Origin of the sequence: Streptococcus sp. HMSC063B03 (assembly GCF_001836965.1) — a bacterium.
GTDB lineage: Bacteria > Bacillota > Bacilli > Lactobacillales > Streptococcaceae > Streptococcus > Streptococcus pneumoniae_F.
Genome location: NZ_KV831045.1, coordinates 100,570 through 116,372 on the forward strand (window position 1 = coordinate 100,570; position 15,803 = coordinate 116,372).

At 42.5% G+C, this 15,803-nt stretch carries 17 protein-coding genes; 16 read left to right on the forward strand and 1 reads right to left on the reverse strand.

Features of this window, described 5'->3' with window-relative positions; all coding sequences use genetic code 11:
* The first annotated feature begins 166 nt into the window (after positions 1-166).
* The 7 genes from HMPREF2628_RS05250 to HMPREF2628_RS05280 all read left to right on the forward strand — a co-directional run bounded on the left by HMPREF2628_RS05250 (position 167) and on the right by HMPREF2628_RS05280 (position 6,060).
* Positions 167-1,045, forward strand: coding sequence for a phosphate ABC transporter substrate-binding protein PstS family protein (locus HMPREF2628_RS05250; protein WP_070842538.1), 879 nt, complete (start codon positions 167-169; stop codon positions 1,043-1,045).
* Positions 1,045-1,962, forward strand: a complete 918-nt coding sequence (pstC, locus tag HMPREF2628_RS05255; RefSeq protein ID WP_001070903.1) for a phosphate ABC transporter permease subunit PstC — start codon at positions 1,045-1,047, stop codon at positions 1,960-1,962. The genes HMPREF2628_RS05250 and pstC overlap by 1 nt, the downstream gene beginning before the upstream one ends.
* The gene (gene pstA, locus HMPREF2628_RS05260; RefSeq protein WP_000543046.1) at positions 1,952-2,836 is read left to right on the forward strand and encodes a phosphate ABC transporter permease PstA; all 885 of its coding nucleotides are present in this window, start codon (positions 1,952-1,954) and stop codon (positions 2,834-2,836) included. The genes pstC and pstA overlap by 11 nt, the downstream gene beginning before the upstream one ends.
* A gap of 10 nt (positions 2,837-2,846) precedes the next feature.
* Positions 2,847-3,650 carry a phosphate ABC transporter ATP-binding protein PstB gene (gene pstB / locus HMPREF2628_RS05265; protein WP_020900241.1) on the forward strand — a complete coding sequence of 268 codons (804 nt, stop codon included), beginning with the start codon at positions 2,847-2,849 and terminating at the stop codon, positions 3,648-3,650.
* Positions 3,651-3,662: 12 nt separating this feature from the next.
* Positions 3,663-4,421, forward strand: a complete 759-nt coding sequence (gene pstB, locus HMPREF2628_RS05270) for a phosphate ABC transporter ATP-binding protein PstB (RefSeq protein ID WP_000133484.1) — start codon at positions 3,663-3,665, stop codon at positions 4,419-4,421.
* Positions 4,422-4,432: 11 nt separating this feature from the next.
* Entirely contained in the window at positions 4,433-5,086 is a 654-nt protein-coding gene (gene phoU, locus HMPREF2628_RS05275; protein ID WP_000946460.1) for a phosphate signaling complex protein PhoU, read from the forward strand.
* 158 nt (positions 5,087-5,244) lie between these two features.
* Entirely contained in the window at positions 5,245-6,060 is an 816-nt protein-coding gene (locus HMPREF2628_RS05280) for an ABC transporter substrate-binding protein (protein WP_049552696.1), read from the forward strand.
* 126 nt (positions 6,061-6,186) lie between these two features.
* On the opposite strand, the gene HMPREF2628_RS05285 is transcribed toward HMPREF2628_RS05280, so the two are convergent.
* Positions 6,187-7,458, reverse strand: a complete 1,272-nt coding sequence (locus tag HMPREF2628_RS05285; protein ID WP_070842539.1) for an aminotransferase-like domain-containing protein — start codon at positions 7,456-7,458, stop codon at positions 6,187-6,189.
* Positions 7,459-7,599: 141 nt separating this feature from the next.
* Here HMPREF2628_RS05285 and budA point away from each other — a divergent pair, with 141 nt between their 5' ends.
* The 9 genes from budA (at position 7,600) to cas2 (ending at position 15,529) form a co-directional block, all read left to right on the forward strand.
* Complete coding sequence (gene budA, locus HMPREF2628_RS05290) at positions 7,600-8,331, forward strand: acetolactate decarboxylase (protein WP_000360298.1); 732 nt, start codon at positions 7,600-7,602, stop codon at positions 8,329-8,331.
* Positions 8,332-8,340: 9 nt separating this feature from the next.
* A complete protein-coding gene (locus HMPREF2628_RS05295; protein WP_070842540.1) occupies positions 8,341-9,093 on the forward strand; it encodes a YhfC family intramembrane metalloprotease in 753 nt (250 codons plus the stop codon).
* Between the two features lie 111 nt (positions 9,094-9,204).
* Complete coding sequence (gene murB, locus HMPREF2628_RS05300) at positions 9,205-10,110, forward strand: UDP-N-acetylmuramate dehydrogenase (protein WP_070842541.1); 906 nt, start codon at positions 9,205-9,207, stop codon at positions 10,108-10,110.
* Between the two features lie 159 nt (positions 10,111-10,269).
* Positions 10,270-11,427: an ABC transporter ATP-binding protein gene (locus HMPREF2628_RS05305; RefSeq protein ID WP_000742895.1), complete on the forward strand. Its 1,158-nt coding sequence runs from the start codon at positions 10,270-10,272 to the stop codon at positions 11,425-11,427.
* Positions 11,408-12,214 (forward strand): ABC transporter permease, encoded by an 807-nt coding sequence (locus HMPREF2628_RS05310; RefSeq protein ID WP_000753801.1) that lies wholly within the window; start codon positions 11,408-11,410, stop codon positions 12,212-12,214. The genes HMPREF2628_RS05305 and HMPREF2628_RS05310 overlap by 20 nt, the downstream gene beginning before the upstream one ends.
* A complete protein-coding gene (locus HMPREF2628_RS05315; protein ID WP_000712740.1) occupies positions 12,211-12,984 on the forward strand; it encodes an ABC transporter permease in 774 nt (257 codons plus the stop codon). The genes HMPREF2628_RS05310 and HMPREF2628_RS05315 overlap by 4 nt, the downstream gene beginning before the upstream one ends.
* Positions 12,981-14,051 (forward strand): ABC transporter substrate-binding protein, encoded by a 1,071-nt coding sequence (locus HMPREF2628_RS05320; RefSeq protein WP_070842542.1) that lies wholly within the window; start codon positions 12,981-12,983, stop codon positions 14,049-14,051. The genes HMPREF2628_RS05315 and HMPREF2628_RS05320 overlap by 4 nt, the downstream gene beginning before the upstream one ends.
* Positions 14,052-14,183: 132 nt before the next feature.
* Positions 14,184-15,194 (forward strand): CRISPR-associated endonuclease Cas1, encoded by a 1,011-nt coding sequence (gene cas1, locus HMPREF2628_RS05325; RefSeq protein ID WP_033681613.1) that lies wholly within the window; start codon positions 14,184-14,186, stop codon positions 15,192-15,194.
* Positions 15,194-15,529: a CRISPR-associated endonuclease Cas2 gene (gene cas2, locus HMPREF2628_RS05330; protein WP_033681614.1), complete on the forward strand. Its 336-nt coding sequence runs from the start codon at positions 15,194-15,196 to the stop codon at positions 15,527-15,529. Before cas1 ends, cas2 begins: the two co-directional genes overlap by 1 nt.
* Positions 15,530-15,803 lie beyond the last annotated feature (274 nt).

Sequence of the window (15,803 nt, forward strand, 5' to 3'; positions counted from 1 at the left end):
AAATTGTCTTTCATTTTAAGTCAAAATTGGTGGGCAAGATAACTGAGCAAATTTCTAGTAAAACCAAGCTAGCAACTTCAGTTGGCTCCTAATTTTCAAAAGAAAAACATAAATAAATAGTTGAAAAAATTCACAGCATTCACCATTATTTTCAAGGAGAAAAACAGTGAAAAAAAGGAAAAAACTCGCTCTATCCCTTGCAGCTCTTTTGCTGGCAGGTTCTTTGGCGGGATGTGCTAGCTGGATTGATCGTGGAGAATCCATGACAGCTGTTGGCTCAACGGCTCTTCAGCCCTTGGTCGAAGCAGCAGCAGATGAATTTGGCTCTATGCACGTTGGAAAAACAGTCAACGTCCAAGGTGGAGGATCTGGTACAGGTCTGTCTCAGGTTCAGTCTGGAGCCGTTGATGTAGGAAATTCAGACGTATTTGCCGAGGAAAAAGACGGTATCAACGCCTCCGCTCTAGTGGACCATAAGGTAGCCGTAGCGGGCTTGGCGGTGATTGTAAACAAGGAAGTTGACGTTGAAAATCTGACAACTGAAGAACTCCGTAGTATCTTCACAGGTCAAGTGACCAACTGGAAAGAAGTCGGTGGGAAAGACCTAGCCATTTCCATTATCAACCGCGCGGCAAGTTCTGGTTCGCGTGCAACCTTTGATAGTGTTATCATGGATGGTCAATCTGCCGTGCAGAGTCAAGAACAAGATTCAAATGGGATGGTCAAAAACATTGTTTCCCAGACACCAGGAGCCATTTCTTACCTAGCCTTTGCCTATGTGGATGACTCAGTTAAACGTATGAAGTTGAATGGCTATGAGCCAATTGCAGAAAATGTTACAAGCAATAACTGGCCTTTGTGGTCTTATGAACACATGTACACCCTAGGTCAACCAAATGAATTGGTGGCAGAGTTTCTCAACTTTGTCCTCTCCGATGAAGCGCAAAGCGGAATCGTTAAGGGAATGGGCTATATTTCTGTTAAGGAAATGAAGGTTGAAAAAGATGCTGTAGGAATGGTGACAGCACTAGAAGGGAGTCACTAATGAATCAAGAAGAATTAGCTAAAAAATTACTTTCTCCCTCAAAGAACTCTCGTCTAGAGAAATTAGGAAAAGGCTTGACCTTTGCCTGTCTGTCTTTGATTGTCATTATCGTGGCCATGATTTTGATTTTCGTAGCCCAAAAAGGTTTGTCGACCTTCTTTGTCAATGGGGTTAATATCTTTGATTTCCTCTTTGGACAAACTTGGAATCCTTCAGGTAAACAATTTGGTGCCCTTCCTATGATTTTGGGTTCCTTTATTGTCACAATCCTATCAGCCCTTATCGCAACTCCTTTTGCCATTGGTGCGGCAGTCTTTATGACCGAAGTCTCACCAAAAGGTGCTAGAATCTTGCAACCAGCTATTGAATTGCTGGTCGGGATTCCTTCAGTTGTGTATGGATTTATCGGTTTGCAGGTTGTGGTTCCCTTTGTCCGCAGTGTTTTTGGTGGAACTGGTTTTGGAATCTTGTCAGGGATTTTCGTTCTCTTTGTCATGATTTTACCGACGGTAACCTTTATGACAACCGATAGTTTGCGTGCGGTGCCTCGTCACTACCGCGAAGCTAGTTTGGCTATGGGAGCTACTCGTTGGCAAACCATCTGGCGCGTGACCTTGAAAGCGGCGCGTTCAGGGATTTTCACAGCAGTGGTCTTTGGGATGGCGCGTGCCTTTGGTGAGGCCTTGGCCATTCAGATGGTGGTCGGAAACTCAGCCGTTGTCCCAACTTCATTGACAACACCTGCTGCGACCTTGACCTCTGTTTTGACCATGGGTATCGGAAATACCGTTATGGGAACTGTTGACAATAACGTTCTCTGGTCACTGGCCTTAGTCTTGCTCTTGATGAGTTTGGCCTTCAACAGTGTGATTAAATTGATTACGAAAGAAAGAGGAAAGAAAAACTATGCACGCTAAGAAATTAGATAAAATTGCAACAGCTGTCCTCTACTCGATTGCAGGAATTATCGTTGCCATCTTGGCATCCTTGATTCTTTATATCTTGGTTCGTGGTTTGCCCCACATCTCTTGGTCTTTCTTGACTGGCAAATCCTCTTCTTACCAAGCAGGTGGAGGGATTGGAATTCAGCTCTATAATTCCTTCTTCCTTCTGGTTATTACCTTGATTATCTCTGTTCCCTTGTCTATGGGGGCTGGGATTTTCCTAGCTGAATATGCTAAAAAAGGTCCTGTGACCAACTTTGTCAGAACCTGTATTGAAATCTTGTCTTCACTGCCATCAGTGGTTGTGGGTCTCTTTGGTTACTTGATCTTTGTAGTTCAGTTTGAGTATGGATTTTCAATCATTTCAGGTGCTTTGGCCTTGACAGTCTTTAACTTACCTCAGATGACTCGTAATGTTGAAGACAGCTTGAAACACGTTCACCATACGCAGCGTGAGGCTGGTCTGGCCCTTGGGATTTCTCGTTGGGAGACTGTGGTCCATGTGGTCATTCCAGAAGCCCTTCCAGGTATTGTGACTGGGGTTGTCTTAGCTTCTGGTCGTATTTTTGGTGAGGCGGCTGCTCTCATCTATACAGCAGGACAATCCGCTCCAGCCCTAGACTGGTCTAACTGGAATATTCTCAGTGTGACTAGCCCAATCTCTATCTTCCGTCAAGCAGAAACCTTGGCTGTCCACATCTGGAAAGTCAATAGTGAAGGTACTATTCCAGATGGAACCATCGTATCAGCAGGTTCTGCGGCCGTGCTCCTCATCTTTATCCTCATCTTTAACTTTGGAGCTCGCAAACTCGGAAGCTACCTACATAAGAAATTAACCGCTGCCTAAAGGAGAAGCCATGTCAAAATATAATTGGGATGAAAAGCATATCATCACCTTTCCTGAAGAGAAAGTGGCCCTCTCTACTAAGGATTTACATGTTTACTACGGTAAAAAAGAATCCATCAAGGGCATCGATATGCAATTTGAAAAAAATAAAATTACTGCCTTAATTGGCCCTTCTGGTTCAGGGAAATCAACCTACCTCCGCAGTCTCAATCGGATGAATGATACCATTGATATTGCCAAGGTAACAGGTCAAATCCTCTATCAAGGGATTGATGTCAACCGTCCAGAAATCAATGTCTATGAGATGCGTAAGCACATTGGAATGGTCTTCCAACGACCAAATCCCTTTGCCAAGTCTATCTACCGTAACATCACTTTTGCCCATGAACGTGCAGGAGTTAAGGACAAGCAAGTCTTGGATGAAATTGTGGAAACCTCTCTTCGTCAGGCTGCCCTCTGGGATCAGGTCAAAGACGATTTGCACAAGTCAGCCTTGACCCTATCAGGTGGTCAGCAGCAACGCCTCTGTATCGCTCGTGCTATCTCTGTTAAACCAGATATCCTCTTGATGGATGAACCAGCGTCAGCTTTGGATCCGATTGCGACAGCTCAGCTGGAAGAAACCATGCTGGAATTGAAGAAGGACTTTACCATCATCATCGTGACCCACAGTATGCAGCAGGCTGCGCGTGCTAGTGACTACACAGGATTTTTCTACTTGGGTGACTTGATCGAGTACGATAAGACCTCTAATATTTTCCAAAATGCCAAATTACAGTCGACCAATGACTACGTAACAGGACACTTTGGATAGAAAGGAAACAGTATGACAGAAGCGATTTTACAGGTTTCAGACCTGTCCGTTTACTACAATCAAAAAAAGGCCTTGAATAGTGTTTCCCTATCTTTCCAACCTAAGGAAATTACAGCCTTGATCGGTCCATCTGGATCAGGGAAATCAACCCTCCTAAAGGCTATCAATCGCATGGGGGATCTCAATCCAGAGGTAACTACAACTGGTTCGGTGGTTTACAATGGCCACAACATTTACAGCCCACGTACAGATACAGTTGAATTGCGGAAGGAAATTGGTATGGTTTTCCAACAACCAAACCCTTTCCCTATGTCTATCTACGAAAATGTTGTTTACGGGCTTCGTATCAATGGAGTGAAGGACAAGCAGGTTCTGGATGAAGCAGTGGAAAAAGCCTTGCAACGAGCTTCCATCTGGGATGAGGTCAAGGATCGCCTGCATGATTCAGCTATCGGGCTTTCAGGTGGACAACAGCAACGTGTCTGTGTTGCCCGTGTCTTGGCAACCAGTCCTAAAATCATTCTTTTGGATGAACCGACTTCAGCCTTGGACCCTATCTCGGCTGGTAAGATTGAGGAAACCTTGTATGGTCTAAAAGATAAATACACCATGCTCTTGGTTACGCGTTCCATGCAACAAGCCTCTCGTATTTCTGACAAGACAGGATTTTTCCTAGATGGAGATCTGATCGAGTTTAACGATACCAAGAAGATGTTCCTCAACCCACAACACAAGGAAACAGAAGATTATATTTCAGGAAAATTTGGATAAGGAGATAAATGATGTTACGTTCTCAATTTGAGGAAGATTTAGAGAAATTGCACAACCAGTTCTATGCTATGGGACAAGAAGTGCTGTCCCAAATCAATCGTACAGTGCGTGCCTTTGTTACGCATGACCGTGATTTGGCCAAAGAAGTCATCGAAGATGATGCAGAAGTAAACGAATACGAAGTGAAATTGGAGAAGAAATCATTTGAAATGATTGCCCTCCAACAACCGGTTTCTCAGGACTTGCGTACCGTTTTAACAGTCTTAAAAGCCGTATCTGACTTGGAACGTATGGGGGACCATGCCGTTTCCATTGCAAGAGCAGCCATTCGTATGAAAGGGGAGCAACGCATCCCAGCTGTTGAAGAAGAAATTAAGAGAATGGGGCGTGATGTCAAGAACTTCGTTGAAGCAGCCCTTGAACTCTATCTCAATGGTTCAGTAGATCAGGCCTATGAAGTAGCAGCAATGGACGAAAAAATCAACCATTACTTTGATAGCATTCGTGACTTGGCTACAGAAGAAATCAAGAAAAATCCAGATGCCATCGTTACAGGTCGTGATTATTTCCAAGTGATTGCCTTCTTGGAACGCATTGGAGACTATGCCAAAAATATCTGTGAATGGGTTGTTTACTTTGAAACAGGTAAGATTGTCGAACTATAAAATAGGTTCATTCTGTATAAAAAGGAGCTTTAAATCAATTGATAGCTCCTTTTATTGAATGAAAAAAATATTTTTAAGATAAAAATTCAAAAAACACTTGACAAGCAACTTGGATAGCGTTATAATTATACAAAAATTAACAGAGAGGTTGTTTATTTATGAAATCAAAAAAATGGATATTTGTTTTATGTAGCTTTCTTGCAAGTTTCTTCTTAGTGGCTTGCCAGTCGGGTTCTAATGGTTCTCAGTCAGCTGTTGAGGCCATTAAGCAAAAGGGGAAATTAGTTGTGGCGACTAGTCCTGACTATGCACCCTTTGAATTCCAATCCTTGGTTGACGGGAAAAATCAGGTAGTTGGTGCGGATATTGATATGGCCCAAGCTATCGCTGATGAACTTGGAGTGAAGTTGGAAATCTCAAGCATGAGTTTTGACAATGTCTTGACCAGTCTTCAAACAGGTAAGGCTGACCTAGCGGTTGCGGGAATTAGCGCTACTGACGAGAGAAAAGAAGTCTTTGATTTTTCAATTCCTTACTATGAAAACAAGATTAGTTTCTTGGTTCGTAAGTCTGATGTAGAAAAATACAAGGATTTAACTAGCCTTGAAAGTGCTAATATTGCAGCCCAAAAAGGGACTGTTCCAGAATCGATGGTCAAGGAACAATTGCCAAAAGCTCAATTGACTTCCCTAGCTAATATGGGTGAAGCTGTTAATGAATTACAGGCTGGAAAAGTAGATGCTGTTCACATGGATGAGCCTGTTGCCCTTAGCTACGCTGCTAAAAATGCAGACTTAGCTGTCGCAACTGTCAGCTTGAAGATGAAGGACGGCGAAGCTAATGCAGTTGCCCTTAGAAAAAATAGTGCTGATTTGAAAGAAGTGGTGGACAAGGTCATCCAAAAACTCAAGGATGACGGTACCTACCAAAAATATCTTGAAAAGGCGGCAACCTTAACAGAAGTTGAAGAATAATACTCAATGAAAATCAAAGAGCAAACTAGGAAGCTAGCCGCAGGCTGTACTTGAGTACGGTAAGGCGACGCTGACGTGGTTTGAATTTGATTTTCGAAGAGTATAAGAAAAAAGCAGAGTTGGAAGTCAATCCAATTCTGCTTTTAAATAGTTTAAAACCTTTTCCAGATTTTCTAAGGATACCTTGGCAAATTGATAAGGGCAGGCATCCAAGTAAGCCTCCTCAAAGAAGTCCAATTTCAGCTGACTGTGTTTTAGGCTGGCGATTTTAGGATACTGTCTGAGGTCTAGCAATAAACCATCATGAAGCGGAAAGTGAGGAAGGGGACAAGGTGTTTTAGTTAAGATTTCCTCGATTTGTTTTTGGTAAGTTTCCTGATTGGACAAGCGAGCCAGACGATTTTTCTCAAATAATTGACTGTCAATATAGAGTGATAAGGCCTTTTGCATGATGAGGTTGCTGTCGTAGTCTAGGATATTTTTGTAGGCCACAAAGGCTTCTTTGATAGCATTTGGCAGAATGAGTGCCGTAATCCGCAGGGCTGGAAAGAGGCTGGTTGAGAAGGACTTGATATAAATGACGCGCTCCTCTGTATCTAGATAGTGGAAGGTCTGGCCCTTCTTGGAGTCCAAATCCCCCAAATAGTCGTCCTCTACGATATAGACACCATACTTGGCAGCTAAGTCAAGAATAGCTCGTTTGTCCTGCTCAGAATAGGAATGCCCCAGAGGATAGTGGAAGCGAGGAATGGTATAGAAAAACTTAATTTTTCCTGTTTTGAAGTGGCCTTCCAGTTCCTCCAAGTCAATCCCATCAATGCCTCGTTCAATCGTTTGATAGTCCAGACCTTGAGCAATCAAGAGACGATTCATCCGATGGTAGGTCGGCTGTTCCACCAAGATTGCCTTGGCTTGGCTAGGAAAGGATATTTGAGAAAGGATAAACAAGGCTTGCTGGGTTCCAGAAGTCAGTACAAGTTGATCAGCCTTGCAGTAGAGGGCTTGGTCAAAGAGCAGTTTATGAATGGATTGTCTTAAGTCTTCTAAACCTTCTTGGTTGTCATAGTAGTTGAAGAGGTAGTTTTCTCGGCCAATTAAGGTTTCATTGACACAGAGTCGGAAATCGTCATAGGCGCTGGCATGTTCGTCCGTAACCTCGATTTCTAGATCTTGATGTTGCCCTTGTTCTAGGACATAGTAGCCACTCTGGGGCTTGGCATAGAGGTATTGTTCGTGTCGTAATTCCAGTAGGGCTCGTTGAATGGTATCCTTGCTACAGTGAAAGTCAAGGCTCAGTTGACGGATAGAAGGCAGGCGACTTCCCGTTGGAAAGCGTCCAGACTCGATACTATTTTTCAGATAAGCTATGACCTCTTGGTACTTGCTTTGTTTCTTCATTCCAGACCTCCCTTGATTTTGTTACATTGTACCCTTTTTTTTCCTTCTTGGCAATGTCTAGGGTGTTTCTCTCTTTCACATCTAGGGGCAAATGTGGTATACTTAGGAGTAACATTTATAGAATAACAGATAAGAAAGAGAATGGATAAGAACGTGCAGGAACCAGTGAAATTATTTCAATACAATACCCTTGGAGCCTTGATGGCCGGCCTTTATGGTGGTACCATGACGGTAGGAGAATTACTAGAGCATGGCGACCTTGGTTTGGGAACCTTGGATTCTATTGATGGAGAATTGATTGTCTTAGATGGCAAGGCTTATCAGGCCAAAGGATCAGGAGATCAGCCAGAAATTGTGGAAGTATCACCAGATGCCCTTATTCCTTATGCAGCAGTAGTACCGCATCAGGCAGAGGTTATTTTCCGACAGCGCTTTGAGATGACAGACAAGGAATTGGAAGAGCGGATTGAGTCTTATTATGATGGAGAAAATCTTTTCCGTTCTATTAAGATTCGTGGGGAATTTTCGCATATGCATGTGCGTATGATTCCTAAGTCAACACCAGATACCAAGTTTGCTGAGGTTGCAACCCATCAACCGGAATATAGTCGTGACAATGTGGCGGGAACCATCGTTGGTTTCTGGACGCCAGAGATTTTCCATGGAGTTAGTGTGGCAGGCTACCATCTGCACTTCATTTCAGATGACCTGACCTTCGGTGGGCATGTCATGGACTTTGTCATCAAGGAAGGCATTATCGAGGTGGGAGCAGTTGACCAGTTGGACCAACGTTTCCCAGTCCAAGACCGTCAATACTTGTTTGCTAAGTTCAATGTTGACGAGATGAAAAAAGATATTGAAAAGGCAGAATAGGAGACGAAAATGACCACTCATATTATCATTACCATGGTGCTGTTGCTGGCTCTCTTGCTAGGGAGTATTTGGTATACCAAAAAGAAATACCAGATTAATCTAGCTGTCTTGGGCTTGGGGGCTGTTGCCTTCTTTCTCTCTTCACAGATTCTAGAAAAATTGATTCATATCATAGTTCTTCATCCTCAAAAAGACGGTAGTATTGCCCTCTTGCAAGATCATCCGCTTGTCTATATCATCTATGGACTAGCCATGGCAGCTCTTTTTGAGGAAACAGCTCGTCTTATTTTCTTCAAATGGTTGGAGAAAAAGAGAAGTTTGGAAAAGTCAGATGCCTTGGCTTATGGATTGGGGCATGGTGGCTTGGAGTTGATTTTCTTAGGTCTTACTAGTTTGATCAATCTCTACATCGTTCTCTCAGCAGTTCAAACGCAAAATCCACAGGTTATGCAATTGCTGTCTGAAAATATGTTGAAAACTATTCAGTCGCTATCAGTCTGGCAGATTTATTTGCTTGGTTTTGAACGGATTTTGGCTCTAGGATTCCAATTGCTTTTGACTGTTTGGGTTTACCAAGCTGTTCGCCAGAAGAAATGGATTTATCTCCTAGCAGCCTATGGCCTACATGCCTTTTTTGATCTGGCACCATCTCTTGCCCAAGTTGGATGGCTGACAAGTCCAGTCTTGGTTGAAGTTGTCCTAGCACTTGAACTTGTTCTGGTTGCCTATGGAACCAAGGCAATCTTTTGCAAAAAATCATAAAAAGAGGGGAAACCTCTTTTTTTGTTTAAAATAAGCCCAAGATTTTTTTAGGGTCGTCAAATGGTCTTAAAAATGGTATAATGGAATGAATTTTGTAAAAGGAAGAGTGTCATGTCAGTAAAAGAAAAAATGCTTGAAATCTTAGAAGGGATTGATATCCGTTTTAAGGAACCCTTGCATAGCTATAGTTATACAAAAGTAGGTGGAGAGGCCGATTATTTGGTCTTTCCACGAAATCGTTTTGAGTTAGCTCGCGTTGTTAAATTTGCCAATCAAGAAAATATCCCTTGGATGGTTCTTGGGAATGCCAGCAACATCATCGTTCGTGATGGTGGGATTCGTGGATTTGTCATCTTGTGTGACAAGCTCAATAATGTTTCCGTTGATGGCTATACCATCGAAGCAGAAGCAGGGACTAACTTGATTGAAACGACACGCATTGCCCTTCGTCATAGTTTGACTGGCTTTGAGTTTGCTTGTGGCATTCCAGGAAGTGTTGGTGGTGCTGTCTTTATGAATGCCGGTGCCTATGGTGGCGAGATTGCCCACATCTTACAGTCTTGTAAGATTTTGACTAAGGACGGAGAAATCGAGACCCTGTCTGTCAAGGACTTGGCTTTTGGTTATCGCCACTCAGCCATTCAAGAGTCTGGTGCAGTTGTCTTGTCAGCTAAATTTGCCCTTGCTCCAGGAAGCCATCAGGTTATCAAGCAAGAAATGGATCGCTTGACGCATCTACGTGAACTCAAGCAACCTTTAGAATATCCATCTTGTGGTTCGGTCTTTAAGCGTCCAGTAGGACATTTTGCAGGTCAATTAATTTCAGAAGCTGGCTTGAAAGGCTATCGTATCGGTGGTGTTGAAGTGTCTGAAAAGCACGCAGGATTTATGATCAATGTTGCAGACGGAACGGCCAAAGACTACGAGGACTTGATTGAGTCTGTGATCGAAAAAGTCAAGGAGCACTCTGGCGTTACTCTTGAGAGAGAAGTCCGTATTTTAGGTGAAAGCAAGTAGAAAGCTGTAGTTGAAAAGCTGCTGCTATATCATGGAAAGGGGGTGAAAGCCTATCGTCAGTGCAGAAGAATGTAGGCAGTTCAGTCTCCTACACGAGGTAGTGGCGGCCTGACAGAGCCCTGATCTGTTAATCTATGAAAAAGAAGGAATAAATGACAATTGAAAAAACCAATTATTGAATTCAAAAACGTCTCTAAAGTTTTTGAAGACAGCAACACCAAGGTTCTCAAAGACATCAACTTTGAGTTGGAAGAGGGGAAATTTTACACCCTTCTAGGCGCATCTGGTTCAGGGAAATCAACTATCCTTAACATCATTGCAGGTTTACTGGATGCGACGACAGGAGATATTTTGCTGGACGGTGTCCGTATCAATGATATCCCAACCAACAAGCGAGATGTCCATACCGTCTTTCAATCCTATGCCTTGTTCCCACATATGAATGTATTTGAAAATGTTGCCTTTCCACTTCGCTTGCGTAAGATTGACAAGAAAGAAATCGAGAAACGCGTAGCGGAAGTTCTTAAGATGGTTCAGTTGGAAGGGTATGAAAAACGTTCCATCCGCAAACTTTCTGGAGGACAACGCCAGCGTGTGGCTATCGCCCGTGCCATCATCAACCAACCTCGTGTGGTTTTGTTGGACGAGCCTCTGTCAGCGCTTGACTTAAAATTACGAACAGATATGCAGTACGAACTGCGTGAACTACAACAACGATTGGGCATTACCTTTGTCTTTGTCACTCACGATCAGGAAGAAGCACTGGCCATGAGTGACTGGATTTTTGTCATGAATGATGGCGAGATTGTCCAGTCTGGAACACCTGTGGATATCTACGATGAGCCGATTAACCATTTTGTTGCGACCTTTATCGGTGAGTCAAATATCTTGCCAGGAACCATGATTGAGGACTACTTGGTTGAGTTTAACGGCAAACGCTTCGAAGCGGTCGATGGAGGGATGAAGCCAAATGAACCTGTTGAGGTCGTTATTCGTCCAGAGGACTTGCGGATTACCCTTCCTGAAGAAGGCAAGCTCCAAGTTAAGGTCGATACTCAGCTCTTCCGTGGGGTGCACTATGAAATTATCGCCTATGACGAGCTTGGAAATGAATGGATGATTCACTCGACTCGTAAGGCCATCGTGGGTGAGGAAATTGGTCTGGACTTTGAACCAGAAGACATCCACATCATGCGCCTCAATGAAACTGAAGAAGAGTTTGATGCTCGTATTGAGGAGTACGTAGAAATCGAAGAGCAAGAAGCAGGTCTGATCAATGCAATTGAGGAGGAAAGAGATGAAGAAAACAAGCTCTAAACTCTTTGTAGTGCCCTACATGCTTTGGATTGCCCTCTTTGTGTTGGCACCCTTGGTCTTGATTTTCGGTCAATCCTTTTTCAACATCGAAGGCCAGTTTAGTTTAGAAAACTATAAATCTTACTTTGCGTCACAAAACTTGACCTACCTAAAAATGAGTTTCAACTCTGTACTCTATGCAGGGATTGTGACCTTTGTGACCTTGCTTATCAGCTATCCAACAGCCCTCTTTTTGACTCGTCTCAAGCACCGTCAACTATGGCTCATGCTGATTATTTTACCAACCTGGATCAATTTACTCCTCAAAGCCTATGCCTTTATCGGGATTTTTGGTCAAAATGGCTCTATTAACCAATTCTTGGAATTTATCGGAATCGGTTCACAACAGTTGCTCTTTACCGATTTCTCCTTTATCTTTGTCGCAAGCTACATCGAGCTTCCCTTTATGATTTTGCCCATTTTCAATGTCTTGGACGATATGGATAACAATCTCATCAATGCCAGCTATGACCTAGGTGCGACCAAGTGGGAGACCTTCCGTCATGTCATCTTCCCTCTGTCTATGAATGGCGTGCGAAGTGGAGTTCAGTCGGTCTTTATCCCTAGCTTGAGTCTCTTCATGTTGACCCGTTTGATTGGTGGGAACCGCGTTATCACCTTGGGGACAGCCATTGAGCAGAACTTCCTGACCAATGACAACTACGGTATGGGTTCAACCATCGGTGTAATTCTCATCTTGACCATGTTCATCACCATGTGGGTGACCAAGGAAAGGAGAGAACGATGAAAAAATTTGCCAACCTTTATCTGGGACTGGTCTTTCTTGTCCTCTACCTGCCGATTTTTTACTTGATTGGTTATGCCTTTAATGCAGGCAACGACATGAATAGCTTTACAGGCTTTAGCCTGAGCCATTTTAAAACCATGTTTGGCGATGGTCGTCTCATGTTGATTGTGACTCAGACCTTTTTCTTGGCCTTCCTGTCAGCCTTGATTGCGACCATTATCGGGACTTTTGGTGCCATTTATATTTATCAATCTCGTAAGAAATACCAAGAAGCCTTTCTTTCACTCAATAATATCCTCATGGTTGCGCCTGATGTTATGATTGGTGCCAGCTTCTTGATTCTTTTTACCCAACTCAAGTTTTCACTTGGCTTTTTGACCGTTCTATCTAGTCACGTGGCCTTCTCCATTCCTATCGTGGTCTTGATGGTCTTGCCTCGACTCAAGGAAATGAACGGTGACATGATTCATGCGGCCTATGACCTTGGTGCCAGTCAATTTCAGATGTTCAAGGAAATTATGCTTCCTTACCTGACTCCGTCTATCATTGCAGGTTACTTCATGGCCTTCACCTATTCGCTAGATGACTTTGCCGTGACCTTCTTCGTAACGGGAAATGGCTTTTCAACCCTATCAGTCGAGATCTACTCTCGAGCTCGTAAGGGGATTTCCTTAGAAATCAATGCCCTGTCTGCCCTCGTCTTTCTCTTTAGTATTATCCTGGTTGTTGGATATTACTTTATCTCACGTGAGAAGGAGGAGCAAGCATGAAAAAACTCTATTCATTTTTAGCAGGAATTGCAGCCATTATCCTCGTCTTATGGGGAATTGCGACGCATTTAGATAGTAAAATCAATAGCCGAGATAGTCAAAAATTGGTTATCTACAACTGGGGAGACTATATCGATCCAGAACTCTTGGAGCAATTCACAGAAGAAACAGGCATTCAAGTCCAATACGAGACCTTTGACTCCAACGAAGCCATGTATACCAAGATCAAGCAGGGTGGAACGACCTACGATATTGCTATTCCTAGTGAATACATGATTAACAAGATGAAGGACGAAGACCTCTTGGTTCCGCTTGATTATTCAAAACTTGAAGGTCTTGAAAATATCGGACCGGAGTTCCTCAACCAGTCCTTTGACCCAGGCAATAAATTCTCCATCCCTTACTTCTGGGGAACACTGGGAATTGTCTATAATGAAACCATGGTAGAGGAAGCGCCTGAGCATTGGGATGACCTCTGGAAGCCAGAGTATAAGAACTCTATCATGCTTTTTGATGGGGCGCGTGAGGTACTGGGACTGGGACTCAATTCCCTCGGCTACAGCCTCAACTCCAAGGATACCCAGCAGTTAGAAGAGACAGTGGACAAGCTCTACAAGTTGACTCCAAATATCAAGGCTATTGTGGCGGACGAGATGAAGGGCTACATGATTCAGAATAACGCTGCAATCGGTGTGACCTTCTCTGGCGAAGCTAGTCAAATGCTAGAAAAAAACGAAAATTTACGCTATGTGGTACCGACTGAGGCCAGCAACCTTTGGTTTGACAATATGGTCATTCCCAAAACAGTCAAAAACCAAGATGCCGCCTATGCCTTTATCAACTTTATGTTGAAACCTGAAAATGCTCTCAAAAATGCAGAGTATGTCGGCTACTCAACACCAAACCTACCAGCTAAGGAATTGCTCCCAGAGGAGAAAAAAGAAGACAAGGCCTTCTATCCAGACGCTGAAACCATGAAACACCTAGAAGTTTATGAGAAATTTGACCATAAATGGACAGGCAAATATAGCGACCTCTTCCTACAGTTTAAAATGTATCGGAAGTAGGAGTTAGCAGTCACGAAACGAATCAGTCAAGCTGGTTCGTTTTTTCTTTTAAAAAAGTACAAAAAATAGTTGACAATTTTTTGAAAAGTGATAGACTAGTATCCTTTATGATTTGAGGAGGGAAAGTGATAGATGAGTGATTTATTTGTACAAAAATCGGACTACTTTTTAGGACTATCCAATCAGAAAATCATCATAAAAAATAGTCAGCGAGAAATCGAGAGAGAAGTATCCATCTACCTTGTAGACAATCTTTTAATTTTGGGTCAGACTCAAATAAGTATGCAATTATTGAAAGCTTTAGCAAGGGAGAATATTAATGTCTACTACTTTTCTAGCGAGGGAAAATTTTTGGCTTGTTTAGATTCTTATCGTCAAGAAGACTTTGATAAGCAAGAGAAACAAGTCAGGGCTTGCCTAGACCAAGACTTTTGTCTAGCTCTTTCAAAGGAAATCGTATCTGCTAAAGTTAAGCATCAACTTTCCTTGTTGAAAAGCTATAATCAAGATGGAATCTTGTCAGTAGATGAATTTGGACGTTTTCATTTAACCCTCCAGAAAATAAAGGAGTCAGAGTCCATCTCGCAGATAATGGGGTATGAAGGTCGTCGTATTGCGAAATCTTATTTTTACTATCTGAGCTTACTAGTACCGGATTCTTTTCGTTTTTACGGTCGTAGGAGGCGGCCTGCTACGGATTCTTTCAATTGTTTACTAAATTTTGGCTACTCCATTCTTTACTCTTGCTTCTTGGGTTTGATACGGAAAAATGGCTTAAGTTATGGATTTGGTGTCCTACATCAGAGCCATGGTCATCACGCTTGTCTTGCGAGCGATTTGATGGAGGAGTGGAGACCAGTCATTGTAGACAATACGATCATGCAATTGATTTTGGAAGAGAGTTTAAAAGATGAGCATTTTGAAACAAAGGCTGATGGTACTTTTATTTTAAAAGATGAGGGAAGGAAAGTATTTCTTCTAGCTATGAGAGAGAGGATGCTAGAGATACATCAGTATATCGAGCTGGATAAAAAGCGCTATTCTTTCTTTTACACGGCTGACCAGCAGATTAAGCGCTTGATTCGGGCTTTTGAACAGCAGGATAGTCATTTGTATGTAACAGTCTATACAGGAGAAGAGTGATGGGATTATATTATCATTTATCAGGAGAAGAAAAGGAATTTGCTAAAAAGAAATCCCTCTTTTGTCTGATAATCTACGATATTATTAGCAATAAAAGAAGATTACGATTAGCTAAATTGTTAGAAGGATTTGGGATGAGAGTCCAACGCTCTTGTTTTGAGGTTGACCTAGAGAAGGCTAGTTATCAAGTCTTGATTCGAGAATTGGAATATTTTTATGATCCTAGCGAATTTGATAACATTATTGTCTATGTTGGGAATCGAGAAGAGACTATTCGTTTGAATACCGATGATAGAGAGCTAGAAGATGCAGATTGTTTGTTTTTTTTGATGTGAAAACTCTTACAATTTATGGTATACTATAATTAGTTTCCAAATAGGTTATATCTTGTGTTTGTTTTTAAATCCAACCACGAAATATGGGTATAAGAACCTATCTACCTCGAGAGGGGACGGAAATTATAGCCAAGCTACAGGAATTAAACCGTTTGTTTTGTATAAGAACCTATCTACCTCGAGAGGGGACGGAAACCTGTTGTATCTTCCAAACTATCATAAATTTCTTCTAACGAGTAGGTATAAGAACCTATCTACCTCGAGAGGGGCCGGA

Bases quoted from the DNA above. Each gene is read 5' to 3' on its own strand.
- pstC (WP_001070903.1), top strand. From the start codon at position 1,045: ATGAATCAAGAAGAATTAGCTAAAAAATTACTTTCTCCCTCAAAGAAC.
- phoU (WP_000946460.1), top strand. From the start codon at position 4,433: ATGTTACGTTCTCAATTTGAGGAAGATTTAGAGAAATTGCACAACCAG.
- budA (WP_000360298.1), top strand. From the start codon at position 7,600: ATGGATAAGAACGTGCAGGAACCAGTGAAATTATTTCAATACAATACC.
- pstB (WP_020900241.1), top strand. From the start codon at position 2,847: ATGTCAAAATATAATTGGGATGAAAAGCATATCATCACCTTTCCTGAA.
- HMPREF2628_RS05295 (WP_070842540.1), top strand. From the start codon at position 8,341: ATGACCACTCATATTATCATTACCATGGTGCTGTTGCTGGCTCTCTTG.
- HMPREF2628_RS05280 (WP_049552696.1), top strand. From the start codon at position 5,245: ATGAAATCAAAAAAATGGATATTTGTTTTATGTAGCTTTCTTGCAAGT.
- pstB (WP_000133484.1), top strand. From the start codon at position 3,663: ATGACAGAAGCGATTTTACAGGTTTCAGACCTGTCCGTTTACTACAAT.
- HMPREF2628_RS05310 (WP_000753801.1), top strand. From the start codon at position 11,408: ATGAAGAAAACAAGCTCTAAACTCTTTGTAGTGCCCTACATGCTTTGG.
- murB (WP_070842541.1), top strand. From the start codon at position 9,205: ATGTCAGTAAAAGAAAAAATGCTTGAAATCTTAGAAGGGATTGATATC.
- HMPREF2628_RS05315 (WP_000712740.1), top strand. From the start codon at position 12,211: ATGAAAAAATTTGCCAACCTTTATCTGGGACTGGTCTTTCTTGTCCTC.
- cas1 (WP_033681613.1), top strand. From the start codon at position 14,184: ATGAGTGATTTATTTGTACAAAAATCGGACTACTTTTTAGGACTATCC.
- HMPREF2628_RS05320 (WP_070842542.1), top strand. From the start codon at position 12,981: ATGAAAAAACTCTATTCATTTTTAGCAGGAATTGCAGCCATTATCCTC.
- cas2 (WP_033681614.1), top strand. From the start codon at position 15,194: ATGGGATTATATTATCATTTATCAGGAGAAGAAAAGGAATTTGCTAAA.
- HMPREF2628_RS05285 (WP_070842539.1), bottom strand. From the start codon at position 7,458: ATGAAGAAACAAAGCAAGTACCAAGAGGTCATAGCTTATCTGAAAAAT.
- pstA (WP_000543046.1), top strand. From the start codon at position 1,952: ATGCACGCTAAGAAATTAGATAAAATTGCAACAGCTGTCCTCTACTCG.